Origin of the sequence: Undibacterium sp. Ji42W (genome assembly GCF_049340405.1) — a bacterium.
Classification (GTDB): Bacteria; Pseudomonadota; Gammaproteobacteria; order Burkholderiales; family Burkholderiaceae_D; genus Undibacterium.
In genome coordinates this window covers 562,142-588,443 of the sequence record NZ_JBMPOV010000001.1, presented here as the reverse complement: position 1 = coordinate 588,443, position 26,302 = coordinate 562,142, and the positions used below count along the sequence as shown (strand labels likewise).

The window sequence follows — 26,302 nt, the reverse complement described above, 5'->3', positions numbered from 1 at the left end:
CCAGTATTTTTACCTGTGACTGATTTACGAGAAAGGCGAAATGATGAGCGCTTATGATTAGCTTACTTCACCACCAGATCAGGCGACATGATGGCCTTCAGGTAAGTTTGCACGATATCATTTTCGCGCTGCTTTTGCGTGATCCACCAGACATTGCCTTTGCGTACGCTGTATTCCTGCAAGGGGTGACCGAGCAAGTCTGCTGCTACCTGGCCAAGGTAGGGCTGGTGGCCGATGATGAGTACCGGTTCGCGGCTGTTGGGCCAGTTTGCGGCAGTCAATACATCGCTGACCGTGGCCGCCGGCCCCAGTTCTGGCATGACCTTATATTTTCTGCCGCAAGGGATCAGGGCTTCGGCAGTGTCCCTGGTGCGTATGGTGGGGCTGGACAGTATCCTGCAGGTTTCAGGTAAAGTACTGTCCAGCCAGTAAGCAATTTTGCTTGCCTGCTTGTTGCCTTTGCCTGTCAACTTTCTGAATTCATCAGTCAGTTCAGCTGTCGCCGGTTCTGCTTCTGCATGACGCCAGAGGATAAGATCCATTATGATTCTTCCGCCTCAGATAAGGAACCCAGGGTTTGCATTAAATGTTGCTGGGCGCAGAAACGCACTTGTTTTGCCCTGGCTTTCTTGCGTTCATAGCGGCCATCTGAATCCAGAGTCCAGGCATTCACATTGTCTTTCAAATAGGGCTCAAGGCCTTCTGAAATGACACGTTTTTTTAATGATTTTTCTAGTACAGGGAAAGCCACTTCTATACGGCGGAACAGGTTGCGGTTCATCCAGTCAGCACTGGCCAGATAGACGTCATGTGCAAGTTCATTGCGGAAGTAATAAATGCGGCTATGTTCCAGGAAGCGGCCTATGATGGAACGTACTTTGATATTTTCTGACAGGCCAGGAACGCCAGGGCGCAGGGCGCAGGCTCCGCGGATGATGAGGTCAATCTTGACACCATCTGCCGATGCCGCATACAAGGCGCGGATGACCGATTCATCCAGCAGCGCATTCATCTTGCCGATGATGCGGGCAGGGCGGCCTTCGCGTGCTATGCGTGCTTCATTGCGGATGGCCTTGATGATTTGCGGTTGCAGCGCAAATGGTGCCAGCCACAGATAATCAAGTTTCTTGGGCTTGGTCAACCCTGTCAAATGGATAAAGACTTCGTTGACTTCTGCCGCCATGCCAGGATGGGCAGTCAGCAAACCAAAGTCTGTATAAAACCGCGTGGTCGATGGATGATAATTGCCAGTACCCAGATGGGCATAGTGGCGCAAATTGCCGCCTTCTTCGCGGCGTATCACCAGCGCCAGTTTGGCATGGGTCTTCAGGCCAACCACACCATATACAACCTGGGCGCCAGCGCGCTGCAATTTATCGGCCCAGTTGATATTGGCTTCTTCATCAAAACGCGCCATCAGCTCAACGATGACCGTAACTTCCTTGCCCAGCCTGGCTGCAGTGATCAGGGATTCCATCAAATCCGAATTCATGCCGGTGCGGTAGATGGTCTGCTTGATAGCGACTACGCTCGGGTCTTGCGATGCTGAGCGTATAAAGTCAATAACGGTCTGGAAGGGCTGGAAAGGGTGATGCAAGAGTATGTCTTGCTTGCGCAGCAAAGTGAAAATATCGGCATGCGCATATTTGCCTATCGCCTTGGGAGAGAAGGGCGGGAAGCGCAAATTAGGCTGCTTGACGTGGTCGACCAGCTCGCCGAGCCTGACCATGTTCACCGGGCCATCGACTGGATACAGACGGTCACTATCGAGGCTGAATTGTTCCAGCAGGAAGCGGGACAAATCCTCAGGGCAGTTCTTTGCTACTTCCAGACGTACGGCTGCACCAAACTGGCGGGTTTGCAATTCACCCTGTAGTGCCTGGCGCAGATTCTTGACTTCCTCTTCATCCACCCACAGGTCGCTGTCACGGGTGACGCGGAACTGGGAATAGTTGATTACTTCACGGCCATTGAACAAATCTTCTATGTGCGAGTGAATCACGGAAGACAGCAGGCAAAATGCCATGCCGTTATTCGAAAGCTCATCTGGCAGGCGGATAATGCGCGGTAATACGCGCGGTGCCTTGACGATGGCAATCGCAGTGCCACGTCCAAACGCATCCTTGCCAGCCAGCGACACGATAAAGTTCAAACTCTTGTTCACGACTTGCGGGAAAGGATGGGCCGGGTCCAGGCCTATCGGCGTCAGCAACGGACGCACTTCGCGCTCGAAATAAGATTTTACCCAGGCGCGTTGCGCCTCATTGCGTTCGGAATGGCGCAGCAAGTGTATGCCTTTTTGAGATAGCTGCGGCAGGATTTCCTGATTCAGTAACTCGTATTGCCTTTTTGCCAACTGATGACATTCATCACTGACGCGCTTGAGCATAGCCTGAAAGGTCGGGTGCTGCACCAGTTCACCATCAACCGTGTTTTGCGCCAGCAGGCTGGCTACCCTGACTTCAAAGAATTCATCGAGGTTACTGCCAACGATGCATAAATACTTCAAACGTTCCAACAGGGGAATGCTGCGGTCTTCGGCTTGCGCCAGGACGCGCCAATTAAAGGCGATTTGTGACATCTCCCTGTCCAGGAAGATCACCGAACGTGATAATTCCTGCACATTTTGCTTGCCGGGCTTGCTTGTAGCCTTGCTTTCAGCTTGAGAAGTTTCTTTGATTTCTTCCGGCTCATTGGCAGAAGATGTTACTTCCTGATTTGGCATAGTTTTTTGCATGTCATAAAGGCCGTCATATATATACGCAAACATTCTAGACGTCTTAAATGACAAGTTTATGACAAAAAAATGATAACAAGTGCAATTATTTCATAAGCTTTGCTTCGCGTCATAATCTTGTCATATTTGGCTTGTACAGTGCGCCTCGTAGTACTGAATACTGTTATTTAACTCTGAGGTGAACATGCAAATCAAACGTGTTGTCAAAACTCTCATCGCCGCAATTGGCGTCGCTGTCACATTTGGCGCTGCTCATGCTGCCGACATCACCGGCGCTGGCGCGACTTTCCCATATCCAATTTATGCAAAATGGGCAGAAGCTTATAAAAAAGCCACTGGCAACGGTCTGAACTATCAATCCATTGGCTCCGGTGGTGGTATCAAACAAATCAAGGCAAAAACAGTGGACTTCGGTGCCTCTGACATGCCTTTGAAGGCAGAAGAGCTGGAAACTGAAGGTCTGGTGCAATTCCCGGCCATCATCGGCGGCGTGGTTCCTGTGGTTAATCTGGACGGTATTGCTCCGGGCAAAATGAAGATGACGGGTGAAGTACTGGCCGCCATCTACATGGGCAAAATCACTAAATGGAATGCGCCAGAAATCGCAGCCATTAATGCCGGTTTGAAATTGCCTGCAGAAGATATCACTGTCGTACATCGCTCTGACGGCTCTGGTACTACTTTCCTGTGGACAGATTATCTGACTAAAGTCAGCCCTGAGTTCAAGACTGCTGTAGGTTCTTCCACGGCCGTTAAATGGCCAGTCGGTGTAGGTGGCAAAGGTAACGAAGGCGTCGCTTCCAGCGTCAAGCAAATCAGAAATTCCATCGGCTATGTTGAATACGCTTATGTGAAGAAAAACAAGATGACTTACACCTTGTTGAAAAATGCTGATGGCCAGTTCGCTGAACCAGATGATGAAAACTTCAAATCCGCTGCTGCTGGAGCGGACTGGAGCAAGGCACCAGGCATGTACCTGGTATTGACTAACCAGCCTGGCAAAATCACCTGGCCTATCACTGGTGCTTCTTTCATCCTGTTGCACAAAGCACAGGCTGATGCTGAAAAAGGCAAAGAAGTATTGAAATTCTTTGACTGGGCATTCAAAAACGGTGGCGCAATGGCTGCTGAACTGGAATATGTTTCCCTGCCAGCACCAGTTGTCAAACTGATCGAAGACAACTGGAAAGCAAAAGTCAAAGATGCTTCCGGTAAAGCACTCTGGTAATAAAAAGTTTCAGCCTGTTCAGAACCTGAACTAAACGATCAAGGTAATCCGGAACTGTCCGGATTACCTTCCGGTGGAAAAGACACCCATGACCAGCCAAATGTCCTCCGTCAACATGACTGCACCAACTGCAATCCCAATCGCTAATAACGCACTACCGCAGGCCGGCCAGATCGACCTTGCGAAAATGGCTGCAGTAATGCGCCGACAGCGTTGGCAAGATTTCTTTTTTCATAAACTGACCTTTACTTTCGCTGCCCTTGTGATGGTGGTGCTGGTCGGTATTATTATTTCTTTGTTCCTGAGCGCGATTCCAGCTGTCAAGGAATTTGGTCTGTCATTCATCTGGACCATAGAATGGGACCCGGTCAATGACAAATTTGGTGGCATGGTCGCCATTGTTGGTACGCTGGTGACCTCCTTCATCGCTCTGTTAATCGCCTTCCCTGTCAGTTTCGGCATAGCCCTGTTCCTGACCGAGATTTGTCCCAACTGGCTTAAGCGTCCATTGGGCACGGCAATTGAATTGCTGGCCGGTGTACCAAGTATTATCTATGGCATGTGGGGTTTGTTTGTATTTGCCCCCTTGTTCTCGCAATACGTACAGCCAGCATTGGCCGCCACGCTGGGCAAGATGCCTGTGATAGGCGTGCTGTTTTCTGGCTCTATGATAGGCATAGGCATGCTTTCCGCCGGTATGGTTCTGGCGATCATGATCATCCCTTTCATTGCATCGGTCATGCGCGACGTGTTTGAAGTCGTACCGCCGGTATTGAAAGAATCTGCTTATGGCCTGGGTTGCACCAAGTGGGAGGTAGTGCGCAAGATTGTACTGCCCTATACAAAAATAGGTGTAGTGGGTGGCGTCATGCTGGGTCTTGGTCGCGCACTTGGCGAAACCATGGCCATCACTTTCATGATCGGTAATTCGCATCATCTGTCATGGTCGCTGTTTGCTGCTGGTAATAGTATTGCTTCGATTCTGGCGAATGAGTTTGCAGAGGCAGAAACGGTCCTTCACACATCTTCTTTATTTTATCTTGCCTTGATTTTGTTTCTGATCACTTTCATTGTCCTGTCTGCTGCCAAATTGATGTTGCTGGGCTTGTCCAGAAAAGAAGGAGCGAAATAATGGAAAACACAACAACAATGCAATCTGCCAGTAATCCGGTTTATCGACGTCGTTTGTTGGCGCATAAACTGGGGATAGGTCTGTCGTCACTTGCCATGGTACTGGGCATATTCTTCCTGATGTGGATATTGTTTACCCTGGTCACCAAAGGATTGAGTGCCGTTAATATCGCGATGTTCACAGAATCAACGCCTGCGCCTGGTAGCGATGGTGGCGGTTTGATGAATGCGATCTTTGGCAGCTTCGTGATGGTTGTCAGTGCCACGGTCATTTCCACGCCTATAGGTGTTCTGGCAGGTATTTATCTGGCTGAGTATGGTGATAAAAGCTGGTTTGGTTTTGTTACCCGCTTTGTGACCGACATCATGTTGTCAGCTCCGTCTATCGTGATCGGCCTGTTTGTGTATGCGATTTATGTCGCCAACGTCAAGCACTTCTCTGGTTGGGCTGGCAGTATTGCGATTTCCCTGATCGCTATTCCCGTCGTTGTACGTACTACGGACAATATGCTGGGTCTGGTGCCAACCAGTTTGCGTGAAGCAGCATTTGCACTCGGCGCACCACGCTGGAAAGTAGCTTTGCTGATACGCTTGCGTGCCGTCAAAGCAGGTGTCATGACAGGCATTTTGCTGGCAGTTGCCCGTATTTCCGGTGAGACAGCACCTTTGCTACACACTGCTTTGAGCAATTCATTCTTCAGCGCCGACATGAACAAGCCTATGGCCAACTTGCCAATGGTGATTTACCAGTTTGCCATGAGCCCCTACGACAACTGGCGTGAACTGGCCTGGGGTGGCGCTTTGCTGATCACGTTCAGCGTTCTCGGTTTGAATATTTTATCGCGTACTTTGTTTAACCAAAAAACACAGCATTAATACTGGCCTCGATATGACTACTACTCAAGACAACCAACAGAAAAAAGCAATCGAAATCGGCGGGCTGAATTTCTTTTATGGTGCGACACGCAGCCTGCGCGATATCAATTTGAATATCTACGACAAAAAAGTCACTGCCTTTATCGGTCCATCAGGCTGTGGTAAATCGACTTTATTGCGCACCCTGAACCGCATGTACGACCTGTACCCAGGCCAGCGTGCAGAAGGCAGCATCATTTATAACGGTAAAAATATCCTCGATGCCGATCAAGACATCAACTTGCTGCGCGCCCGTGTAGGCATGGTATTCCAGAAGCCGACACCTTTCCCTATGTCGGTATATGACAATATCGCTTTCGGTGTGCGTCTGTATGAAAACCTGTCCAAGGGTGAGATGGATGAACGCGTTGAATGGGCTTTGAAAAAAGCTGCCATCTGGACTGAGGTCAAAGATAAACTCAATAAAAGCGGCTTGAGTTTGTCTGGTGGTCAGCAACAACGCCTGTGCATTGCCCGTGGTGTCTCCGTAAGACCAGAAGTCTTGCTGCTTGATGAGCCAACATCAGCACTCGACCCTATCTCTACAGTCAAGATCGAAGAATTGATTAATGAGTTGAAAGAGGAATACACCATCGCTATCGTTACCCATAACATGCAGCAGGCAGCCCGTTGCTCCGACTACACTGCCTATATGTACCTGGGTGAACTGGTCGAATTTGGTGAGACTGACCATATCTTCATGAACCCGGTGAAGAAAGAAACCCAAGACTATATTACTGGCCGTTTCGGCTAACAGACGTAACATGTTTGCGCAGATCTATCCCTAGTAGCATGGATGGATTATATTGCGCGAGATGGCTGCGTTTATATTTTGCAATTGCGAATTCAGGAGAGACCTGTGACAGGCGTACATTCTTCAAAACAATATGATATGGATCTTGAGACGATACGCTCCAAGGTCTTGTTGATGGGCGGCTTGGTGGAAAGCCATTTTCACGATGCGATGTCTTGCTTCCGTACTGGTAACGCAGTACAGGCAGAAGCCGTAATCCAGTCTGACCTCGAAGTCAACCGACTTGAAGTGGCACTGGACGACATGTGCAGCCACCTCATCGTCAAGCGCCAGCCAGCTGCGAATGACTTGCGCACTGTCATGGCAACCGGCAAGGTCATCACTGATCTTGAACGCATAGGTGATGAATCGACTAAAATTGCCCGTATCTCCAGAGATGCAGCAGCTGGCAAACGTGGCGTGCCGATGTTCAGTGGCTATGAAACCGTGCGTGTACTGGCCAGCAGCGTGGCTGACATGTTGCATCAGTCTCTCGATGCCTTTGCCCGTCTTGACGGCGGCAAGGCTGTACAGCTAATTGCCCAGGATGCCTTGATTGACAATGATTTTCGCTCCATCATGCGTAATCTGATTACTTTCATGATGGAAGACCCAAGTACGATATCATCTTCCCTGGACGCCCTTTGGGTCGCCAAGGCGATCGAACGTATCGGGGATCATGCCAAGAATATAGCTGAACATACGATTTATATCGTTGAGGGCAAGGATATCCGTCATTCAGATTATGTGGCTAGCAAGCAGGAACAACAGAATTAATTATTGATAATGGCTACAGACACAACAATACTCATCGTAGAAGATGAACCGGCAATCGTAGAACTGGTCAGTTTTTCCCTGCGGGCTGCCGGCTGGAACACTTTTGCCGTCAATACAACAGCAGAAGCCTGGGAATATTTGCAGCGCCGTACGCCTCAATTGATTTTGCTGGACTGGATGTTACCGGATCAGAGTGGTTTGCGTCTGTTGTCCAAGATACGCTCAGACCGTCAGTTCAATGAAATCCCCGTCATCATGCTGACTGCAAAAAGCATGGAAGAAGACAAGATCGCTGGCCTTGATCACGGTGCTGACGATTATGTGACCAAACCTTTCTCACCGCGTGAACTGACCGCCAGGATCAAGGCCTTGTTGCGCCGCAAGAGCCCTGAGCATGCCCAGACCGCTTTGACCGCAGGTACGGTGGTACTTGACCCTGTCAGCTGCACGGTCAAGATAGAAGACAACAAGGTCGATATCGGTCATGCTGAATACAAGCTGCTGAAATTTTTCATGGCGCATCCTGAACGCGTGTTTTCACGCAGCCAGTTGCTTGACAAAGTCTGGGGTGACCATGTCGTCATCGAAGAGCGGACGGTAGACGTCCACGTACTGCGTCTGCGCAAAGTCTTGAAGAATGCAGAATCCCTGATCAAGACCGTGCGTAGCGTTGGCTACATGCTGTCTGAAAAATAGACGGCTAGTCCCGGTAGTGTTATTTACTGCATGGCACACTGCGTAAGCATATGCAGTGTGGCAGCGCCATTCCTGTTTTGAAATGGCGACAAACACTGCTCACTGATACCCGCAAAACCTATATCATTACATTTGCTCTTTATATTCCAAGCAATAAAGATGACCATCAGGACACCATATGTCTCCACGCCTTATTTTCTGGATTTCTGCATTTGTACGCCTCTTCCTGGTTTTTATGGGGGCAGCATCTGCTATCTATCTGTGGGGCCCGGCAACCGGTTTGCTGCTAGGCTTGATCGGCATGGTTGTCCTGTTTTGTGTGCAGCTATTTTATTTGCAGCGCCTGGCTGACTGGCTGGATAACCCGAATAGTTCACGCCTGCCTGATGGCTGGGGTGCCTGGACCGATATATTTTCACGCCTGTATAAACTGCGCCGTGATGATGAAAAAAATCAGGCTGAGTTGGCAGAATGGCTCGCGCGTTTTCGCCAGGCCATGACCCTGTTGCCAGATGGCGTGGTTATCATGGATGACGTACTGTTTCTGGAATGGTGTAACCCGGCAGCAGAAAGTCATCTGGGCCTGAGCCATGCGCAGGACAAGGGCATGCGCGTGACCAATCTGGTACGCAGCCCTGAGTTCATGGATTACATTATCCTGGGGCGCTACGAGACACCATTGACGCTGTCATTCCGCGACCGCAAGTTGATCGCCCACATCATCCCGTTTGAAAACCGCCGCCAGATTCTGGTGACGCATGATGTGACTGAATCAGAACGCATAGACATGATGCGGCGCGACTTTATCGCCAATGCCTCGCATGAATTGCGTACCCCGTTGACGGTCATCAATGGTTTCCTGGAAATCGCCTCCATGCAGGAGGATCTGGATAACCACACTCGCAATATGCATCTGAAACTGATGACAGAGCAGGGTGAGCGCATGCAGCGCCTGGTAGAAGACATGCTGACCCTGACCAGGTTGGAGTCTGTTGATTACCCGCCGCGGCCAGAGCGTATCAGCATGCTGGGTTTACTTGAGCAGATATTGCAAGAAGCGCATGCACTGTCTGCTGGCAAGCATAAAATCACGCTGGAATGTACCGGCCCCGACATCCGTGGCAGTAATGATGAGATACGCAGTGCCCTGACCAATCTGGTGACGAATGCGATCCGCTATACCCCAGAGAAAGGTAATATCAAGATCAGCTGGATAGATACTGCGAATGGTCCTAAATTTGCGGTGCAGGATGATGGCATAGGCATCAGCGCTGAGCATATCTCACGCCTGACCGAACGTTTTTACCGAGTTGATAAAAGCCGTTCGCGCGAGACCCAGGGAACAGGCCTGGGCCTGGCGATCGTTAAACATGTGCTGCTGAGGCACAAGGCGAATTTGCTGATTGAATCTACGCCGGATGTAGGTAGTAAATTTTGCGTGCAGTTTCCGGGTTCGGCGGTCAGTGTATAAAAGCTGGGTTTCAAGATAAAAAAATTGTATCAGCGGCTTTTCTTATTTTTTGTTTTCGTGATAGATGCGAAGTAACTCTGAGACCGGAATATCATTGATTTTCATGCCGGTAACATCGCTGCTTTCTATAGTGATGTTTTTAAATGAGCAGTTTGCAAAGCGGCAGGCTTCCAGATCAACGCTAAAAAATTTGCTGGCCCGCAAATTTACTTCATTGAAATTTGAGTCAGCCAAATCCATACGATGAAAATCCCTGCCTTGCAAAAGTTTGCTCTCTTCCATAGATGTCTCTTCACATTAAATTGGTGATTACCCACTGCCGTAACAGTGGGTAAATAAGAATGTCAGCCAGTCAGATTAGTTGGTTGATCGCAGCAAAGGCTTGGTTCTTTCCTTCAGCCATTCCAGCGCCGCACCGCTGACGCGTGGCGACAGGCGTTGCAAGACCGTAGCATGATAATCATTGAGCCATTTGATTTCGTCTTCGCGCAATAAGCCAACCGCGATGCAGCGCGTGTCTATGGGGCAGAGTGTGAGGGTTTCAAATTCCAGATACTCGCCAAATTCGGTTTGCATGGCTGGCACGTTCAGTAGCAGGTTTTCTATCCTGACGCCCCATTTGCCTGGGCGATAAATGCCTGGCTCGTTGGAGGTAATCATGCCAGGTTCCATCGCCATATGGGCTTCCGCTATCGCAGGGGAAATGCTTTGCGGGCCTTCATGCACATTCAGGAAATAGCCTACGCCGTGACCAGTGCCGTGACCATAGTTAACGCCGTCAGCCCAGATAGGAGCGCGGGCCACGGTATCGAGCATGGGCGACAGGGTGCCACGCGGGTAACGCATTTGTGAGAGATTGATCATGCCCTTCAAGACCAGGGTGAAGTCACGCTTTTGCGCTTCTGATACCTGGCCTACGGGGACTACTCGGGTGATGTCCGTCGTGCCATTCAGGTATTGTCCGCCAGAGTCGATGAGCAGCAGGCCATCGCCTTCTATCACGGAATGTGATTCCTTGGTGGCGCGGTAATGTGGCATGGCACCGTTGGCATTGAAGCCAGCAATGGTATTAAAGCTGGGTGATACAAAGTGAGGCTGACGTGCGCGGGCAGCGCAGATTTCTTCATCAATGGTCAGCTCGGTGATACGCTGCTTGCCAAGCGCACCTTCCAGCCAGCTAAAGAATTCACACAGCGCTGCGCCATCCTGTTCCATGGCTTCACGAACAAATTGCGCTTCTTCCGCAGTCTTGCGGGATTTGGCAAACACGGAAGGATTGATGGCTTCGATGACGCTGACACCAACAGGGATACTTTGACGGAAACTATAAGTAATCCTGCGCGGGTCTATCATGATGCTGCTGCCTGCGGGCAGATTAGCCAATGCAGATGTTGCAACACTGTAATCTGCGAGACTGACGCCATCCTTTGCCAATACAGTTGCCAGTTCTGCCGGGACTTTGCCTGCGGATACAAACAGCTTTGCATCAGTCTGGCTGATCATTGCATGGCCAACAAATACCGGGTTATAGCTGACATCAGCGCCGCGTAAATTGAAAATCCAGGCAAGGTCATCGACGGTGGAAACAAAATGCCAGTCAGCGTTTTTACTACGCATCTGCTCGCGTATCATCGCCAGTTTATCGGCGCGGGCAACTACGGCATAGGGTGCTACATGTTCATAGATGGCCGCCTGCGGCAAGCTGGGGCGTTCGTTCCACACCTTATCCAAAAGATCGTGGCTGGTATTGAAAGTGATGCCCTTGCTTTGCAAAGCCTGTTCCAGTGCCCTGGCAGTTGCCAACCCCAATACAGCGCCATCTACCCCCACAGTTTGCCCAGCCTGCAGATTGCTGGCCAGCCAGTCTATGTACAGCGTAGCTTCGGCTGAGGCGATTTTCATCATTTTGATGCCAGTCGGTGCCAATTCTACTTCTGCCGAGCTCCAGTAACGGCTGTCTACCCACAGGCCAGCGAAATCAGAAGTAACGATCAGCGTACCTACCGAGCCGGTAAAACCCGAGAAATAGCTGCGCCCTTGCCAGCAGTCAGGCAAATATTCAGACAAATGCGGATCGGAGGACGGCACGATATACGCATCCAGCCCCTGAGCCAGCATGGCAGCGCGCAATTGCACCAGACGGTCAGGAATAGGGGAGGTGATGGCGGAAGAGCTAACAGGGCTGTTCATGGATGGATTTCCAAAGCAGGATAGACAGGAATGAGGGTAAGTTTAATACGAAGACTGCGTCAATGCAGGCTAAGTCTGATTGCATTAATCAAATGTCAGTACTTGCCTGGATTTGCAAAATTGTAGGGGAGTATACCTAAAATATATTAGATAAGAGCAAGTATGCCGATTTCTTTAATTTTTCAAGAATCGACGCATGACATGCGGGGCAGGTTCATTTGGATTAGCATGGGAATATTCAAGCTCAGGTGCGAGTTCAAACTCAAATGCAGCATACAAGTCCAGTAAGCGAGGCTGGTCATTGCGGACACCTAAGCGCAACTCCTCTATGCCAGATGCTTGCGCGGCATGGATGACGGCTTCCAGCAAATGCTGGGACAGGGCTTCCCCCCGAAAAGCCGGTAGCACGCCCATGCGCAGCATTTCCCAGCAATTATTTTCTGTATCCAGTGGCAACCAGCGCACCGAGCCTATCGGTTCATCATCCAGTAACAGGACAAAGCCGCCACCCTGCATTAAATCATTGCAGACGCGGTCACTGCTTTCATGATGACCGCTGGAAGTGGCGGCCACCTTGTCATTCCAGCAAGTGCGGGTCAGATGCGCGATGAGTTGCGCATCTTCTATGGCAGCTTCACGGACAACAATATTCATACAATGGTCAGGTATTAACGTACACGCATACCGGCTTGCGCACCAGGCCATGCTTCCAGTATGTACAAACCTGGATTGGTTTTTTCATCAGCAGCAGATGCCGCCAATACCATGCCTTCTGACATGCCGAACTTCATCTTGCGTGGTGCCAGGTTGGCCACCATGACGGTGAATTTGCCTATCAGTTGTTCTGGCTGGTAAGCTGATTTGATGCCAGAGAACACATTACGGGTACGGCCTTCACCCACATCCAGCGTCAGGCGCAAGAGTTTGTCTGAACCATCTACATGTTCGCAGTGGACGATCTTGGCAATGCGCAGATCAACTTTGGCAAAGTCGTCGATCTTGATTTCTTCGGCCAATGGTTCCATGTCAGAAGCAGCGACTTCCGCAGATTCAGCAGTAGGTGCGGCTAGTAGTGCCGGTGCATCAAACAAGTCGTCAAATATCTTCAAATCCACCCTTTGCATCAAATGCGTGTAAGGATTGATCTTGTGGTGGTGTGGCAATGGCGTCGCAACATCTGCCCATTGCAACGGGGCGATATTCAATTGTGCTTCTACCTGTGCTGCCAATTGTGGCAAGACCGGTTTCAGGAAGATGGTCAGGATGCGGAATGCTTCCAGCAAACGGCTGCAGACTTCCTGTAACTTGGCATCGTTCTCTGGCTTTTTCGCCAATTCCCAAGGTTTGTTGGAATCAACATAGGCATTCACCAGATCAGCCTGCTCCATAGCAGCGCGCAGGGCTTTGCCATATTCACGGGCTTCGAACAAGGCGTTGATTTCTGGTGCCACATTGCGCAGATTGTTGAGGAATACATCATCCGCTGTCGCCCAGTCTGTCGCTACCACGCCATCAAAGCGCTTGCTAATGAAGCCGGCAGCGCGGCTAGCGATGTTGATGTATTTGCCGATCAGGTCAGAATTGACGCGCGCGACGAAGTCTTCCGGATTCATGTCCAGATCTTCGACCTTGGCATTGAGCTTGGCAGCGAAGTAATAACGCAACCATTCAGGGTTCATGCCGATTTCCAGATAGCGCAGTGGTGAAATGCCCGTGCCGCGTGACTTGGACATTTTTTCGCCGGAGACAGTGACAAAACCATGCGCATACACATTATCTGGTGTTTTATAACCAGAGAACTTCAGCATTGCGGGCCAGAACAGGGTATGGAAATAGGTAATGTCTTTGCCAATGAAATGGATTTGCTCAGTCGTCGGGTCAGCCATGAAAGCGTCATAATCACGACCGATTTTACCGAAATAATTTTTCAATGAAGCCAGGTAGCCTACGGGAGCATCCAGCCAGACATAGAAATACTTGCCCGGCTGGTCAGGAATCTCAATACCAAAATAAGGCGCATCACGGCTGATATCCCAGTCACCCAGACCTCCTTCACCTTCCAGCCATTCCTTGCATTTGTTCGCCACCTCGGATTGCAGGCGGTTGTCTTTCAAAGCCCAGCCGCGCAAGAATTCCACGCATTTTTCATCAGACAATTTGAAGAAAAAATGCTCAGATGATTTCATGATCGGTGTCGCACCGGTCAGGACAGAGTAAGGGTTCTTCAATTCTGTCGGCGCATAGACGGCGCTGCAAACCTCGCAGGAATCACCATACTGGTCCTTGGCACCGCATTTAGGACATTCGCCTTTGATGTAACGGTCAGGCAGGAACATGTTTTTGACCGGGTCAAAGAACTGTTCTATGGTTTTGCTGGTGATGAAGCCAGCAGATTTCAGTTTGCGATAGATGTCCTGAGACAATTGATGGTTTTCTATACCATCGGTTGAATGCCAGTTATCAAACTGTATATGAAAGCCGTCGAGGTATTGTTTGCGTCCGGCAGCGATCTGCGCCACAAAAGCCTGTGGTGTGATGCCAGCTTTTTCAGCCGCTATCATGATAGGTGCACCGTGTGCATCATCCGCGCCGACGAAATGTACCTCGTGACCCGACATTCGCTGATGCCTTACCCAGATGTCAGCCTGGATATATTCCATGATGTGACCAAGGTGGAAAGGCGCATTGGCGTACGGCAGGGCAGTGGTAACAAACAGCTTACGGGTCATGGTTGATGCACTTTTTATGAACGGACAAGAGCATTATTCTAACAGCGAATGCACAGATTGCAGCCGCGATGCCCTGAACCGGGTTAATAGTAAAGAGGTTTTTGTGTTATTTTGATAATGGATGTCAATCAAACTATCCAGGCACCGTTCTTGTAGACAACTTCATCATCGAGCTTTACCGTTTCAGTGACGACAAATACATCGACATGATGGCGGCCTTCGCCGCGCTTGATATGCGGTTTGGCGTAGCTGCCATGCTTGGCACCCAAAGATAAATGGACGCCGCACATGCGCTCGTAAGTGCCGATATCTCGCACGGTCTTGTCCTTGGAAAAGGCCTTGTTCATGCCGAAGCCCAGTTCGCGCACCCAGACCACGCTGTCGTCAGCACGGATATTAGCCAGCACTTGATCAAATTCAGGCGTGGAATTGATGGTATCAACGACCTGGCCTTTTTCCACAATCAGGGTGATCGGTTGCTCAGGGCGGTTGACTGTAAAGGTGGTGTCGCCAAAGGCAAAGATACGGATTTGGCCATGTACGTCTTCCAGCGCTACCGATTCCGTAAACACTTCGCCGATAGGGAACTGACCGCCGACATTATTCATCTGGCGATAATCGCCGACATTGAGTTTGGCTGGCTCAAGACGGCCACTGAAGAGCAATTCGGCACCGCCGCTATCGACCACGCCATGGCTTGCGCTATCGATTTTTTGTTTGAGGGCATTGCCAGTACCGCGGTAGTAATTGGCGTCATAGGCCAGCGATTCTATGTAATACAGGTTTTCATCGCCTTCCATGCGTGCCAGGTGGGGATGTTCTATGACTTTCAAGCCACGCTTGAATAACTCCACGCGCAGCCTGTAGGCTTCGAGGCGAAAATTGGTGGACTGTATCAGTACTGCCAGGTCAGATGCTCGCAAATTGTTTAATGTTGCCAAAATCAGTTCTGGTGTCTCTGCATCAAAATCGATGAAGCGTGCATCGTGCAGACAAGTGCGATAGGCGCTGGTCAGTGCCACCGCCAGAGGGCAGCGCTGGTCATATACGACTACAGCTTGATGTTGGTCAGTATGCTCAAACGCCAGTTGCAGAACATCGCGCAGATGCTGCGCTGCTACTGCGACTGTTGCCGCAGGCAATATCTCCATAGATTTTTCTGGGTTTGTAGCTGGATTAACGGTGGGGGTGGTCATGATTTTGCCTGCGCCTGCCAAATCAATAAAGCAAGCGGCTTATTTGTGATGAGAGCTTTAGCTGAGGCCTCTATTTTAACTTCTAACAGCGAAGCATGGATTTGATTTAGTCCAGTTTTCAAGGCATTATGCTTAACTTTATGGAAACTAAGTGCGTGTAAATGCACAATATCCATGAATTTGCAGTACTTAATTCGCGGTACTCAATAAATGATCAGCAAATGCCAGAATGCCAAATTGCTCATCAAAAATATAAATTCACAGGGAATGAACATGATCGCCAAGCAGTTTTTAAAGTGGGTATTAGCCGTATTTGTTGCAGTTTTTAGCCATTTTGCTTATGCGCAAAATGCGGCTGCTGATGCCGAAGTGAAAGCAGCCTTTGACGAAGCAAAAAAAGTCATGCAGGCAGGTCCGGCAGAAATCAAAATGATAGATCAGGCGGTATTGAAAGTGCCAGCTGGCCAAATTTTTATCCCTATGCCTGAGGCTGGCCGCATCATGCGTGCCATGGGCAATTCCTCTGACCCCAGTTTGCTTGGTGCCATCTTCCCTGAAGAAGGACACTGGATGATTGTCGCACGCTACCAAAAATCTGGTTATATCAAAGATGATGATGCCAAAGACTGGAATGCCGACGATTTGCTGAAAAGCTTAAAGGAAGGTACGGAAGAGGGAAATAAAGAACGCGTACAGCGCGGTATCCCTGAAATGCAACTCGTGGGTTGGGCAGAAAAACCTAATTACGAAGCCGCAACCCACAGGCTGGTATGGTCCGCTATTACCAAGGATAAGCAGGGCAGCAGCGACAGGCAGGGCGTGAATTACAATACTTATGCTCTGGGCCGTGAAGGCTATATCAGCCTGAACCTGGTGACAGCATTGAACGAATTGCCACAACAAAAATCCATCGCCAAAGATTTATTGGGGCATCTGGAATTTACAGACGGCAAGCGTTACAGCGATTTCAATATCAGTACCGACAAAGTAGCTGAGTATGGCCTGGCAGCTTTGGTTGCCGGTGTCGCTGCCAAAAAGCTGGGTCTGTTTGCCCTGATCTTTGCTTTCTTTGCCAAGTTTGCCAAACTGGCACTGGTTGCCGTGGTAGGCTTGGGCGCATTGATAGGCAAGCTGTTTGGCCGCAATAAAGCGTAAAGTTATAAAAGCTTGAAGCTAAAGAGCTTGAAGAATGAAGTCCAGGCAAAAATAAATAGGATGTAATAAAAATGATGAAGCTGCTGTTACTGCTCTTTTCTGGCGTCAAATTTAGCAAATTGCTGGCGTCGGGCGGTACCATGATTATTTCTGTCGCTGTTTATGCCTGGATATTTGGCTGGTGGTATGCCGTGGGGTTTGTGTTGCTCATGTTTGTGCATGAAATGGGGCATTACATCGCGGCACGCCAGCGCGGTCTGAATGTCGGTCTGCCTACCTTCATTCCTTTTCTTGGTGCCTGGATAGAATTGAAAGACATGCCACACGATGCCGAGACCGAGGCATACATTGGCCTCGGCGGGCCATTGGCTGGCACTGTTGGTTCTATCCTTTGTTATTTCCTTGCCCGTAATTACGATAGCGATTTATTGATGGCAGTAGCGTATTCAGGTTTCTTTTTGAACCTGTTCAATATGATACCGCTGTCGCCCTTTGATGGTGGCCGCATTACGGCGGTGCTCACGCCGCGCATCTGGTTTGTCGGCGTGCCGGTCCTGCTGGCTTTGTTTTATTATCGCCCGAGCCCCATGCTGATCATCATTGGCCTTCTGGCCTGGCCACAATTGTGGCGTGCCTGGAAATATGATCCCGAGGCGGAAGAGAACAAGGCTTACTACGATATGTCTGGTGAGGTACGTTTCACCTATGCTGCTTATTATCTGATCTTGCTAGCGTTTCTGGCTGTCATGACGAATGATGTACACGAACTGGTGCAGGCGGCACGTCAGGTCAAAGGTATTTAGCTGGAACACCCCTCACCCTTATAGATGGAAATGTGTTGTGGTTCAGCCTGCCCGCTATTTGCGCTGGTTGAGAGACCTATTTAAAAGCTCGGCTTGTTCACCATCAGGAAATACACACCTATCATGGCGATGAATGCAGGGTAGCCCAGCCATTCCCATATTTTTGCATAACGCCAGTACTGCTCTGGCAGCACAGTCGTGTTGTTGGCATCTGCAATTTCGAGCATGGCTTTCATGCGTATTTGTAGCCATACCACAGGCAACCAGCAGGCACCGGCAAACAGGTACAAGACGAAAGACCACATGATCCAGGGTGTGCTCAAGGGCCAGCCTGCCATGTGTACCATGGCAAAGCCAGTCAGTGGCTGGATAATCACTGCAGGTGTGGTAAAGCACCAGTCGGCCAGTACGACCAGCCGTGCGACCACGACTTGCGCCTTGAATTGCCTGCTGCGGTTGGTAAAGAACATATAAAACGCCGAGCCAAAACCGGTACCAACCAGTAAGACAGAAGACAAGACGTGCAGGGTTTTAAGCAAGAGATAGGTGTTCATTTTGTGTCTTTTCGTGTATCTGTTTGATGAGCAAATAAATAAGCGAGTAAAGCCAGGATGGGCAAGTTTTTCAGGACCGGGCCAAATGGATGTAAATAATATTCAGGCGAGTAAATCGCAATGATGCCGCTATAGCCAACAATCAGGGCAATCTGCATCAGCCATAAAATGCGCCTTGGCCAGAGCAAGGTTGCCAGACCCAAGCATAAATCGAGGGTCGATGCAGCCATCAGCATGAACATCGCGGTCTCTCCGCTAAGTCCCAAAGGCTGCAATAAAGCCAGGCTGCCGGAGATGGGGTAAAGGCCAAAAGATACCGCCGCAGTAACAAACCAGACCAAGGCCAGTACATAGCGAAACAATGGCAGGCTCCAGCCTGCAATCGCGCTGCTGGCGAGCATATTGCCGGGGATCCCAGTGAACCAGTCTTTATGTGATTTTGCTGGCCTGCCAAGATGCGCAACAAAGTCGGTGGCATCAGCAATATTGTCTTGCTCCAGCATGCGTAAGCTGTCTGGCGTCAGCAGATTTTGCGGCAACAGTGTGGCAGCACTGGCAGCGAAGCGCATCACAGGCATGGGGATAGAAAACATGCATTGCTCGGGCATGTCCATGGCTAATCGATAAATTTCCAGCATGCGTCGGTAAGACATGGCTTGCGGGCCGACTGCATTCAAGACCATGCTATGACGGTTTTCATCAGCAAGCCAGATTGAGATTGCTGCGCATAAGTCATCTACATGCACGGGTTGTATCTGCTGTTCGCCACGGCCAGGTAAACCAAGAGCTGGCAAGCTGGCCATGCCGCGGAATAACTGGCTACTGCCACCATCAATGCCAACCACCAAAGAAGGGCGCAGGATCAGGTAGCTGATGCCGCCAGGGCCGAGATCAATTAGCACCTTGTCAGCAGCGCGCTTGCTTTGCATATAGCCTGTCAAGATTCCAGAATGCTCATCCTCGTTCGAACCACCCAGCGCAGATATTTGTATGACTGCTTTGACGCCACATTTGGCGGCCGCATAAAACAAGGCTGCAGGTGCATCACAGTGGATGGCATCGAAACTTAATTCTGGCGTTTCATTGAGTATGCCGACAGCATTGATGATGACATCAATTTGTCCAAGGCGGCGCAGACGTTTTTCCCAGATAGCTGGCTCGGTATCCTGGGCATAATTGATCGCTATTTCTGCAGGATCAGTAAGGCGTTCAGGTAACTTGGGTTTGCGTACACCGTGGCAGACTTCATGCCCCGCGTCCTGCAAAATCTGGCTGATATGACGACCTAAAAAACCTTGGGCGCCGCAGATAAGAATTTTCATGATCTTGTTCTTTTTAAGAGCTTACGCAAAATGGTCCCGGCAATATGCTGCAATGCAACTGTGTCGGTTTTGCATAAATTCTATTTGATGTCGCAGCGACCTTCTTTGCAAGCACGGCTACGTTTTTCAGCACGTCTGGCAGCAATGCGCAAAATGGAATCTGCAAATACTTCAGAAACCCAGTGACGGTTTTTGGCGAAATGCTCATAGCCCCAGTTACAGATGGGTTTGAGTATGGGCCAATTACTGAATGCTGTCAGCCAACCAAGGCCCGCAGCACGATAGGCGAGGTGTATGACTTCCACCCCAGTCACGACTGTACCATCGGGTTTGATGCCATGAATGACGCGCATCACTTCTGTCAAACGCACGCCATATTTTGCGACATCAAAACCAGGTGCTGAAGCATCAATGAAATTCAATTTATTCAATTGATCGCGCTCACGCAAATTGTCCATCTCCAGCTTGCAAACAGGGCAGGATGCGTCATACAAAAGGGTCAGTGGATAGTCGCTCATTTTAATCTTTCTCAGCTTTAACTTTTATTTCTGATGTTTCTGTCTAAACAGAAATTTATCTTCAAAAAAAATGCCGAGGCATTTTTCTCGCATGGCAATGGATTGCAATGCTATTGCTTATCATCCCCCCGCACAAATTTTTGTACTGCTGCACCCATCTTCAACAGTTTCATCAGGGTATTCGGTTCCAACCGCAGCATTTCATCTGTCCAGGTGGTGACTGTCTTCATCAGCGCCAGGGTTTCTGCTATACGTAACTGAGTAGCCTTGTCTTCCTGCTCCAGATCCGGGCTATCCAGGCATTGTTGCAAAGTGGCGATGGTGGGATTGAACTCTCTTTCCTTGCGTTCACGCACTACCGTGCGGAACAATTCCCAGACATCTAGCGACGTTTCATAATGTGCCCTGCGGTCACCCATGACATGCGCCAGTTTCACCAGCTTCCAGTTTTGCAGTTCTTTGAGCGAATTGGACACATTCGATCTTGCTACACCTAAGGTATCTGCAATTTCTTCTGCCTGCATGGGACAGCCTACGATATACAACAGGGCATGAATCTGGCTCACGGTACGGTTAACACCCCATAAGGTGCCCATTTCGCCCCAGTGCAGGATAAATTTTTGTTTGACGGGTGTAAGTTCCATGAGCATAGTGTACTTAATTCCCTTATTTCAGTCAAGACAGAAATAAAAGAATTATCTATTTCCTTGATCAAAAGATAAAATTACTCAGTATGAGACCTAATGAGGCTTAAATTTAAGAGGGGCATAGATGGATGACGTGCATGCAGTATTGAATTTCTGGTTTGGCTTGGATACCGACGATGCCAAAACCTCGCAATCCCAGGCCAAGCTATGGTGGTCCAAGAGCGATGACGTGGATGCGGCGATCAGGGATGGCTTTGCCAACCTGACCGAGCAAGCCATACAGGATGAATTGTCAGGCTGGGAAAATACTGCCGAGGGCAGGCTGGCATTGATTATTCTTTGTGATCAGTTCCCCAGGAATATGTACAGGAACCTGCCTGAGTCTTTTGCCTATGATGAGCAAGCCAGGGTTTACTGTGAGGCAGGCCTGCAATTGCAGGCAGACCGTCAGTTGCGCCCCATACAAAGAGTATTCTTTTATTTGCCGCTCGAACATTCAGAATCGCTGGCAGATCAGGACAAGTCGGTTGCCTTGTATGACGCATTGCGGCGCGAGGTGCCAGAAGCACAGCGCGAGATTTTTGATGGTTTTTATAAATTCGCGATAAAGCACCGTGCGATTATTGGCCGCTTTGGCCGTTTCCCGCACAGGAATGCGATACTCGGGCGCGCATCTACCGCGGATGAATTGACATTCTTGGCAGGACCCGGCTCATCTTTCTAGATCCAGCCTGGAGCCAGAATCGTCACATAAACTACCAGGGAGTATTCAAGCATGACAGAGCAACTTGCAACGCCAGGCGTTTATGTTATTGAAGTGGATGGTTTTTCAAGCGCTGTCGCGGCTGTGCCAACTGGCATACCTGTCTTTGTGGCATATACAGCCAAGGCCGGCGGTGCAGGTAAGCCTGTACGCATTTCATCTTTACATGAGTACATCAACATATTTGGTGCTATGCCGCAGATTGAGTATGACTACGTCAGCTATAGCCAGACGACACCGCCATACCAGACCAATAAGGCAGCGCCAGCTTTTGGCCTGTACTTTGGTTTGGAATTGTTTTTCAATAATGGTGGTGGGGTTTGCTATGTACTTTCTCTTGGCACGTATGATGAATTAATTGCTGCCGGTACTTTTGGCAAAGACGCCTATGCGAATGCATTGCCGATTGCGGCAGACTGTGCAGAAGCAGATTTGCTAGTCATGCCAGACGCCCTGCATCTTAGTCTGGATGACTGGACCAGCGTGTCGCAATTGGCCTTGCAAAGCTGTGAGCAATCACAGCACATCATGTGCATACTGGATGTGCACAATGGCTATTTGCCCGCCGATGGTACTGCGCAAGACCCCATCACAGGTGGTACGGGCAGTGGTGGCTTCTACAAGATTGTCGGGCTGGGTGAAGAGTTCAATCAATATGGTGTCGCTTACTATCCATGGCTGAACACAAATATCGTTAACCTTAGTGAGATAGATTACAACTGGATTTCGGCCGCTACCTTGCCTTTGCTGGTAGCAGATTTGACGACAGAAGCACCCACTTTATTTCCACCCTCTGCTTCAGACGCACTTTTGCCCAAGTTGCAGTCTTATCTCAATATCGTCAACTCGTTGACTCAGGCAGGAGACGCAGTGGCAGTGCGACAGCGTCATCAAAGTCTGATGGCGGTGTCACCGCTGTATCAGGTTTCCATGAACAATATTGTGGCCAGCGTCAATTTGTTGCCACCTGCTGCAGCGATGGCGGGGGTGTATGCGCGTACCGATCATACCTTTGGTGTTTTTCAGTCTCCAGCTAATACAACAATCATCAATGCCATTTCTCCGGCAGTGACTATCAATGATCAGGAGCAGGAAAATTTAAATATGCCCTTGAATGGCATGGCTGTGAATGCGATACGCACGTTTCCCAATGGTGGCCTGCTGATTTGGGGCGCGCGCACTCTGGCGGGGAATAGCGATGACTGGCGCTATATCAGTGTCAGGCGCACCATGATCATGTTGGAGCAATCAATAAAATTTGCACTGCGACCCTTTGTGTTTCAGACTAACACTCACCTGACTTGGGTGGCCGTGACTTCTGTGATCAGCAATTTTTTGAATGAGCAGTGGAAGGAAGGTGCACTGGTTGGTAGCAAGGCAACTGATGCATATAGCGTCAGTGTAGGGCTGGGTAGCACCATGACCTCGCAAGATATACTGGATGGCGTGATGAATGTCACGGTAAAGGTCGCGCTTGTGCATCCTGCAGAATTTATTGTACTGACTTTCCAGCAACAAATGCAAACGAGCTAAGCTTATTAAACTTTTTGCGAGGGGCCGGTTCTTCGCCGTGCCCTTTGTAAATCACATCACATCAATCATAACCAAACGTCGCACTCTTGCTCAAGTTGCGAGGTGCAGGTGGTGCTTTGGGCACGAAATTGAACTGGAACTTGACACTGCTGGGGCCATCGTTACCCACTTGTACAGTTTGTGCCAGTGGCTCGCCAAACATATTCGGTGCCCAGGCTTTGACTTCGTACTTGCCTGCTGGCAGATTATTGAGTGCAACGCTGCCTGACGCGTCCGTCTTGGAAAAATACGGCGTATCAACCACATAAATAAAACCGCGCATCCAGTCATGGAAGTGGCAAACCAGCGCGACTTCTCCTGCTTGATCAAACACGATGGGCGCAGGCTCTTCTTTTTTGCTATTCACGCGCAATTCAAAGGCCTTTGCGGGAGAAAATGATTTCAAGTGATGCTCGTGATTATCCTTGTTGGGAAAACGCACCTGCGTGCCGCGGCGTATGACAGTCAGGAAGGGGCTGAAAGCATAATTCTCTTGTGCTACAACGCTGGTGTCACCAGGCTTTTTGGCAGGTGAGGGCGTGTCCAGCGGCGTCGCAAACATGACGGCATTGCCCATGGCTTGCCCGTTCTTGTCGGTCAAATGCCCCACCAGCAAGCCTGCCTGGGCAGCCAGGGAATAACTGAATAATCCCAAAACAGACAATGACAGGCAGAGTTTGCTAAGGAATTGCGGTTTGGCTTGGATTTGCATCAATTTCTCCTGATTTCTTATAAGTGCTACTGAAGGCAGGTTGATTATGCTTGAACTTGGTCTGGCAAGGGAAGAGCGCGTCTCTTCAATAGAACCACTTACAACATGTCTGTCATCAAGGGTGGATAAGGGTATTGCAGCCTCGGCACGCAAATTGCGCTAGACTTGCAGGCTATCTATGGAGAATTGCATGAGTATTACAGTTGACGACGTTAAAGCCGTATTGGCAAAAGTGACAGACCCAAACACCAATAAAGACCTGATAGCAACTAAATCAGTAAAAAATATCAAGATAGAGGGCGCAGACGTGAGCCTGGACGTGGAGCTGGGTTACCCGGCCAAAAGCCAGTTTGACCTGATACGCGCTGCCGTTGTGGCTGCCATTACTGCCTTGCCTGGCGTGGGCAAGGTCGCGGTCAATGTGACTTCAAAAATTATTGCCCACGCTGTGCAGCCTGGCATCAAGCTTATGCCTAATGTGAAGAATATTATTGCTGTAGCCTCAGGCAAGGGAGGGGTCGGCAAATCGACTACCGCCGCCAATCTGGCTCTGGCCCTGGCTGCTGAGGGTGCGGCTGTCGGCATTCTGGACGCAGACATCTATGGCCCTTCGCAACCGATGATCATGGGTATTTCGGGTCGCCCTGAAACGGTGGATGGCAAAACCATGGAGCCACTGGAAAACCATGGCCTGCAAGTTTCTTCCATCGGTTTCATGATAGACCCTGACGAGCCCATGGTCTGGCGTGGCCCCCTCGTGACCCAGGCCATGCAGCAATTGTTGGGACAAACCAATTGGCGTGACCTGGATTATCTCATCGTCGATATGCCACCCGGTACGGGCGATGTGCAACTGACGCTGTCGCAAAAAGTGCCAGTAACTGGCGCTGTCATCGTGACGACACCACAAGACATCGCTTTGCTGGACGCGCGCAAGGGTCTCAAAATGTTTGAAAAAGTTGGCATCCCTATCCTGGGCATAGTCGAGAACATGAGCATCCATATCTGCTCCAACTGCGGTCATGCCGAGCATATTTTTGGTGAAGGTGGCGGCCAGAAAATGTGTGCAGACTTTGGTGTTGATTTCCTAGGTGGCCTGCCTTTGACGATGTCGATACGCCAGCAAGCAGATTCAGGCACGCCTACAGTGGTTGCTGAACCTGACGGGCAAATAGCAGGCCTGTATAAAGACATCGCCCGCAAAGTTGCTATCAAGGTAGCTGAAAAAGCCAAGGACATGACCAGCAAATTTCCTACCATCACCATACAAAATACCTGAGATGCAGGCGAATATCGGCAAGCAGGCTGACTATGCCTACATGCAGCAAGCGCTGGAGTTGGCCAGACGTGCGACCATAGAAACTTCACCGAACCCCAAAGTGGGTTGCGTCATCGTGCGTGATGGTCAGATGCTGGGGGAGGGTTGGACGCAGCCAGTGGGACAGGCGCATGCAGAGGTGCAAGCCCTGCGCGATGCTATTGCAAAAGGCCATGATGTGCGTGGCGCCACTGCCTATGTCACGCTGGAGCCCTGTAGTCATTTTGGCCGCACACCGCCTTGCGCAAATGGTTTGCGTGATGCTGGTATTGCACGCGTGGTCGCTGCCATGCAGGATGCCAATCCACAAGTAGCAGGGCGCGGTTTAAGTATCTTGCGGGAAGCTGGTGCTGAAGTTGAATGTGGTACTTTTCCTGATCTTGCTTTGCAGGCACGCGAATTGAACATAGGTTTTTTCCAGCGCATGGAAACAGGCAAGCCCTGGGTCAGGATGAAAGTTGCCGGCAGTCTTGATGGCATCACGGCGCTGGCAAATGGGCAGAGCCAGTGGATCACCGGGCCAGCAGCGAGGCAGGATGGACATCTTTGGAGGGCGCGTGCAGATGCGATTTTGACTGGCATAGGTACCGTGCTGGCAGATGACCCCATGCTGAATGTCCGCGGCATAGACACGCCACGTCAGCCACAAAAAATTATCGTCGATTCACATCTGCGCACCTCACCACAGGCCAAAGTGTTGCAAGGAGGTGCCTTGATTGTCTGTGCTGTGCCTAATGCTGAAAAACAGGGGCGACTGGAACAGGCGGGGGCAGAAGTAATTTGCTTGCCGGGTGCTAATCAGCAAGTGGATTTGCCTATCCTGATGCAAGAACTGGGGCGCAGGCAAATCAATGAATTGCATGTTGAAGCAGGCGCGACCCTGAACGGTGCATTGATTGTGCAAGGTTGCGTCAATGAATTATTGCTGTACCTGGCGCCCAAGCTGCTGGGTAGTGGCGCTGGTTTATTTAATTTACCTGAACTGACGCATGTGGATCAGGCGAGTGTTTTGCAATTTCACGAAATCAGCCAGGTAGGAGATGATGTGCGGATACTGGCTCGCTTGAAATAAATC

26 protein-coding genes are annotated in these 26,302 nt (G+C 50.0%); 13 read left to right on the top strand and 13 right to left on the bottom strand.

Features of this window, described 5'->3' with window-relative positions; genetic code table 11:
- Nucleotides 1-62 precede the first annotated feature (62 nt).
- Both ACO0LG_RS02855 and ppk1 read right to left on the bottom strand, forming a co-directional pair.
- Entirely contained in the window at nucleotides 63-542 is a 480-nt protein-coding gene (locus ACO0LG_RS02855) for a SixA phosphatase family protein (protein ID WP_423023080.1), read from the bottom strand.
- The gene (ppk1, locus tag ACO0LG_RS02850) at nucleotides 542-2,725 is read right to left on the bottom strand and encodes a polyphosphate kinase 1 (protein WP_423023078.1); all 2,184 of its coding nucleotides are present in this window, start codon (nucleotides 2,723-2,725) and stop codon (nucleotides 542-544) included. Before ppk1 ends, ACO0LG_RS02855 begins: the two co-directional genes overlap by 1 nt.
- A gap of 196 nt (nucleotides 2,726-2,921) precedes the next feature.
- Here ppk1 and pstS point away from each other — a divergent pair, with 196 nt between their 5' ends.
- From pstS to phoR, 7 genes are all read left to right on the top strand, one after another.
- Nucleotides 2,922-3,965, top strand: coding sequence for a phosphate ABC transporter substrate-binding protein PstS (pstS, locus tag ACO0LG_RS02845; protein ID WP_423023076.1), 1,044 nt, complete (start codon nucleotides 2,922-2,924; stop codon nucleotides 3,963-3,965).
- Between the two features lie 187 nt (nucleotides 3,966-4,152).
- Nucleotides 4,153-5,097: a phosphate ABC transporter permease subunit PstC gene (gene pstC / locus ACO0LG_RS02840; protein ID WP_423023296.1), complete on the top strand. Its 945-nt coding sequence runs from the start codon at nucleotides 4,153-4,155 to the stop codon at nucleotides 5,095-5,097.
- The gene (gene pstA, locus ACO0LG_RS02835; RefSeq protein ID WP_423023074.1) at nucleotides 5,097-5,972 is read left to right on the top strand and encodes a phosphate ABC transporter permease PstA; all 876 of its coding nucleotides are present in this window, start codon (nucleotides 5,097-5,099) and stop codon (nucleotides 5,970-5,972) included. The genes pstC and pstA overlap by 1 nt, the downstream gene beginning before the upstream one ends.
- 13 nt (nucleotides 5,973-5,985) lie before the next feature.
- Complete coding sequence (gene pstB, locus ACO0LG_RS02830) at nucleotides 5,986-6,765, top strand: phosphate ABC transporter ATP-binding protein PstB (protein ID WP_423023072.1); 780 nt, start codon at nucleotides 5,986-5,988, stop codon at nucleotides 6,763-6,765.
- A 105-nt stretch (nucleotides 6,766-6,870) separates the two neighbouring features.
- A complete protein-coding gene (gene phoU / locus ACO0LG_RS02825) occupies nucleotides 6,871-7,581 on the top strand; it encodes a phosphate signaling complex protein PhoU (RefSeq protein WP_423023070.1) in 711 nt (236 codons plus the stop codon).
- A 9-nt stretch (nucleotides 7,582-7,590) separates the two neighbouring features.
- Nucleotides 7,591-8,277, top strand: coding sequence for a phosphate regulon transcriptional regulator PhoB (gene phoB / locus ACO0LG_RS02820; RefSeq protein ID WP_423023068.1), 687 nt, complete (start codon nucleotides 7,591-7,593; stop codon nucleotides 8,275-8,277).
- Nucleotides 8,278-8,455: 178 nt separating this feature from the next.
- Nucleotides 8,456-9,748, top strand: a complete 1,293-nt coding sequence (gene phoR / locus ACO0LG_RS02815; protein WP_423023066.1) for a phosphate regulon sensor histidine kinase PhoR — start codon at nucleotides 8,456-8,458, stop codon at nucleotides 9,746-9,748.
- A gap of 42 nt (nucleotides 9,749-9,790) precedes the next feature.
- Here phoR and ACO0LG_RS02810 read toward each other — a convergent pair whose 3' ends face one another.
- The 6 genes from ACO0LG_RS02810 to ACO0LG_RS02785 form a co-directional block, all read right to left on the bottom strand.
- Nucleotides 9,791-10,030, bottom strand: a complete 240-nt coding sequence (locus ACO0LG_RS02810) for a pentapeptide repeat-containing protein (RefSeq protein ID WP_423023064.1) — start codon at nucleotides 10,028-10,030, stop codon at nucleotides 9,791-9,793.
- A 75-nt stretch (nucleotides 10,031-10,105) separates the two neighbouring features.
- The gene (locus tag ACO0LG_RS02805; protein WP_423023062.1) at nucleotides 10,106-11,938 is read right to left on the bottom strand and encodes an aminopeptidase P family protein; all 1,833 of its coding nucleotides are present in this window, start codon (nucleotides 11,936-11,938) and stop codon (nucleotides 10,106-10,108) included.
- Nucleotides 11,939-12,112: 174 nt separating this feature from the next.
- Nucleotides 12,113-12,592, bottom strand: coding sequence for a GNAT family N-acetyltransferase (locus tag ACO0LG_RS02800; RefSeq protein ID WP_423023060.1), 480 nt, complete (start codon nucleotides 12,590-12,592; stop codon nucleotides 12,113-12,115).
- Between the two features lie 14 nt (nucleotides 12,593-12,606).
- Nucleotides 12,607-14,667, bottom strand: coding sequence for a methionine--tRNA ligase (gene metG, locus ACO0LG_RS02795; protein WP_423023058.1), 2,061 nt, complete (start codon nucleotides 14,665-14,667; stop codon nucleotides 12,607-12,609).
- 128 nt (nucleotides 14,668-14,795) lie between these two features.
- Nucleotides 14,796-15,863: a hypothetical protein gene (locus ACO0LG_RS02790; protein ID WP_423023056.1), complete on the bottom strand. Its 1,068-nt coding sequence runs from the start codon at nucleotides 15,861-15,863 to the stop codon at nucleotides 14,796-14,798.
- Nucleotides 15,860-16,039: a hypothetical protein gene (locus ACO0LG_RS02785; RefSeq protein WP_423023054.1), complete on the bottom strand. Its 180-nt coding sequence runs from the start codon at nucleotides 16,037-16,039 to the stop codon at nucleotides 15,860-15,862. Before ACO0LG_RS02785 ends, ACO0LG_RS02790 begins: the two co-directional genes overlap by 4 nt.
- Nucleotides 16,040-16,136: 97 nt before the next feature.
- Here ACO0LG_RS02785 and ACO0LG_RS02780 point away from each other — a divergent pair, with 97 nt between their 5' ends.
- A complete protein-coding gene (locus ACO0LG_RS02780) occupies nucleotides 16,137-17,018 on the top strand; it encodes a DUF2167 domain-containing protein (RefSeq protein WP_423023052.1) in 882 nt (293 codons plus the stop codon).
- 71 nt (nucleotides 17,019-17,089) lie between these two features.
- The gene (locus ACO0LG_RS02775) at nucleotides 17,090-17,821 is read left to right on the top strand and encodes a site-2 protease family protein (protein WP_423023050.1); all 732 of its coding nucleotides are present in this window, start codon (nucleotides 17,090-17,092) and stop codon (nucleotides 17,819-17,821) included.
- Nucleotides 17,822-17,901: 80 nt separating this feature from the next.
- On the opposite strand, the gene ACO0LG_RS02770 is transcribed toward ACO0LG_RS02775, so the two are convergent.
- The 4 genes from ACO0LG_RS02770 to ACO0LG_RS02755 form a co-directional block, all read right to left on the bottom strand.
- Nucleotides 17,902-18,375 carry a DUF2269 family protein gene (locus tag ACO0LG_RS02770; protein WP_423023048.1) on the bottom strand — a complete coding sequence of 158 codons (474 nt, stop codon included), beginning with the start codon at nucleotides 18,373-18,375 and terminating at the stop codon, nucleotides 17,902-17,904.
- Nucleotides 18,372-19,697, bottom strand: a complete 1,326-nt coding sequence (locus ACO0LG_RS02765) for an SDR family oxidoreductase (RefSeq protein ID WP_423023046.1) — start codon at nucleotides 19,695-19,697, stop codon at nucleotides 18,372-18,374. The genes ACO0LG_RS02770 and ACO0LG_RS02765 overlap by 4 nt, the downstream gene beginning before the upstream one ends.
- 80 nt (nucleotides 19,698-19,777) lie before the next feature.
- Nucleotides 19,778-20,215: a thiol-disulfide oxidoreductase DCC family protein gene (locus tag ACO0LG_RS02760; RefSeq protein WP_423023044.1), complete on the bottom strand. Its 438-nt coding sequence runs from the start codon at nucleotides 20,213-20,215 to the stop codon at nucleotides 19,778-19,780.
- A gap of 110 nt (nucleotides 20,216-20,325) precedes the next feature.
- Entirely contained in the window at nucleotides 20,326-20,859 is a 534-nt protein-coding gene (locus ACO0LG_RS02755; RefSeq protein ID WP_423023042.1) for a GbsR/MarR family transcriptional regulator, read from the bottom strand.
- A 127-nt stretch (nucleotides 20,860-20,986) separates the two neighbouring features.
- On the opposite strand from ACO0LG_RS02755, the gene ACO0LG_RS02750 reads away from it, so the two are divergent.
- Nucleotides 20,987-21,586 carry a DUF924 family protein gene (locus ACO0LG_RS02750; RefSeq protein ID WP_423023040.1) on the top strand — a complete coding sequence of 200 codons (600 nt, stop codon included), beginning with the start codon at nucleotides 20,987-20,989 and terminating at the stop codon, nucleotides 21,584-21,586.
- A gap of 51 nt (nucleotides 21,587-21,637) precedes the next feature.
- On the top strand, nucleotides 21,638-23,158 hold the full coding sequence (locus ACO0LG_RS02745; protein ID WP_423023038.1) for a phage tail sheath family protein: 1,521 nt from the start codon (nucleotides 21,638-21,640) through the stop codon (nucleotides 23,156-23,158).
- A gap of 61 nt (nucleotides 23,159-23,219) precedes the next feature.
- On the opposite strand, the gene ACO0LG_RS02740 is transcribed toward ACO0LG_RS02745, so the two are convergent.
- Complete coding sequence (locus ACO0LG_RS02740) at nucleotides 23,220-23,909, bottom strand: carboxypeptidase regulatory-like domain-containing protein (RefSeq protein ID WP_423023036.1); 690 nt, start codon at nucleotides 23,907-23,909, stop codon at nucleotides 23,220-23,222.
- Nucleotides 23,910-24,099: 190 nt separating this feature from the next.
- Between ACO0LG_RS02740 and apbC the strand changes: the two genes are divergently transcribed.
- Together apbC and ribD are read left to right on the top strand one after the other, a co-directional pair.
- A complete protein-coding gene (apbC, locus tag ACO0LG_RS02735; RefSeq protein WP_423023034.1) occupies nucleotides 24,100-25,188 on the top strand; it encodes an iron-sulfur cluster carrier protein ApbC in 1,089 nt (362 codons plus the stop codon).
- 1 nt (nucleotide 25,189) lies between these two features.
- Nucleotides 25,190-26,299, top strand: a complete 1,110-nt coding sequence (gene ribD, locus ACO0LG_RS02730) for a bifunctional diaminohydroxyphosphoribosylaminopyrimidine deaminase/5-amino-6-(5-phosphoribosylamino)uracil reductase RibD (protein WP_423023032.1) — start codon at nucleotides 25,190-25,192, stop codon at nucleotides 26,297-26,299.
- Nucleotides 26,300-26,302: the final 3 nt, after the last annotated feature.

Coding starts and splice junctions, on each gene's coding strand:
- phoR (WP_423023066.1), top strand. CDS start 8,456: ATGTCTCCACGCCTTATTTTCTGGATTTCTGCATTTGTACGCCTCTTC.
- ribD (WP_423023032.1), top strand. CDS start 25,190: ATGCAGGCGAATATCGGCAAGCAGGCTGACTATGCCTACATGCAGCAA.
- ACO0LG_RS02800 (WP_423023060.1), bottom strand. CDS start 12,592: ATGAATATTGTTGTCCGTGAAGCTGCCATAGAAGATGCGCAACTCATC.
- ACO0LG_RS02760 (WP_423023044.1), bottom strand. CDS start 20,215: ATGAGCGACTATCCACTGACCCTTTTGTATGACGCATCCTGCCCTGTT.
- ACO0LG_RS02790 (WP_423023056.1), bottom strand. CDS start 15,863: ATGACCACCCCCACCGTTAATCCAGCTACAAACCCAGAAAAATCTATG.
- ACO0LG_RS02755 (WP_423023042.1), bottom strand. CDS start 20,859: ATGGAACTTACACCCGTCAAACAAAAATTTATCCTGCACTGGGGCGAA.
- ACO0LG_RS02740 (WP_423023036.1), bottom strand. CDS start 23,909: ATGCAAATCCAAGCCAAACCGCAATTCCTTAGCAAACTCTGCCTGTCA.
- ACO0LG_RS02770 (WP_423023048.1), bottom strand. CDS start 18,375: ATGAACACCTATCTCTTGCTTAAAACCCTGCACGTCTTGTCTTCTGTC.
- ACO0LG_RS02750 (WP_423023040.1), top strand. CDS start 20,987: ATGGATGACGTGCATGCAGTATTGAATTTCTGGTTTGGCTTGGATACC.
- pstS (WP_423023076.1), top strand. CDS start 2,922: ATGCAAATCAAACGTGTTGTCAAAACTCTCATCGCCGCAATTGGCGTC.
- ACO0LG_RS02855 (WP_423023080.1), bottom strand. CDS start 542: ATGGATCTTATCCTCTGGCGTCATGCAGAAGCAGAACCGGCGACAGCT.
- pstC (WP_423023296.1), top strand. CDS start 4,153: ATGGCTGCAGTAATGCGCCGACAGCGTTGGCAAGATTTCTTTTTTCAT.
- apbC (WP_423023034.1), top strand. CDS start 24,100: ATGAGTATTACAGTTGACGACGTTAAAGCCGTATTGGCAAAAGTGACA.
- ACO0LG_RS02785 (WP_423023054.1), bottom strand. CDS start 16,039: ATGGATATTGTGCATTTACACGCACTTAGTTTCCATAAAGTTAAGCAT.
- ACO0LG_RS02745 (WP_423023038.1), top strand. CDS start 21,638: ATGACAGAGCAACTTGCAACGCCAGGCGTTTATGTTATTGAAGTGGAT.
- pstA (WP_423023074.1), top strand. CDS start 5,097: ATGGAAAACACAACAACAATGCAATCTGCCAGTAATCCGGTTTATCGA.
- ACO0LG_RS02780 (WP_423023052.1), top strand. CDS start 16,137: ATGATCGCCAAGCAGTTTTTAAAGTGGGTATTAGCCGTATTTGTTGCA.
- ACO0LG_RS02805 (WP_423023062.1), bottom strand. CDS start 11,938: ATGAACAGCCCTGTTAGCTCTTCCGCCATCACCTCCCCTATTCCTGAC.
- ACO0LG_RS02765 (WP_423023046.1), bottom strand. CDS start 19,697: ATGAAAATTCTTATCTGCGGCGCCCAAGGTTTTTTAGGTCGTCATATC.
- phoB (WP_423023068.1), top strand. CDS start 7,591: ATGGCTACAGACACAACAATACTCATCGTAGAAGATGAACCGGCAATC.
- ACO0LG_RS02775 (WP_423023050.1), top strand. CDS start 17,090: ATGATGAAGCTGCTGTTACTGCTCTTTTCTGGCGTCAAATTTAGCAAA.
- ppk1 (WP_423023078.1), bottom strand. CDS start 2,725: ATGCCAAATCAGGAAGTAACATCTTCTGCCAATGAGCCGGAAGAAATC.
- metG (WP_423023058.1), bottom strand. CDS start 14,667: ATGACCCGTAAGCTGTTTGTTACCACTGCCCTGCCGTACGCCAATGCG.
- ACO0LG_RS02810 (WP_423023064.1), bottom strand. CDS start 10,030: ATGGAAGAGAGCAAACTTTTGCAAGGCAGGGATTTTCATCGTATGGAT.
- pstB (WP_423023072.1), top strand. CDS start 5,986: ATGACTACTACTCAAGACAACCAACAGAAAAAAGCAATCGAAATCGGC.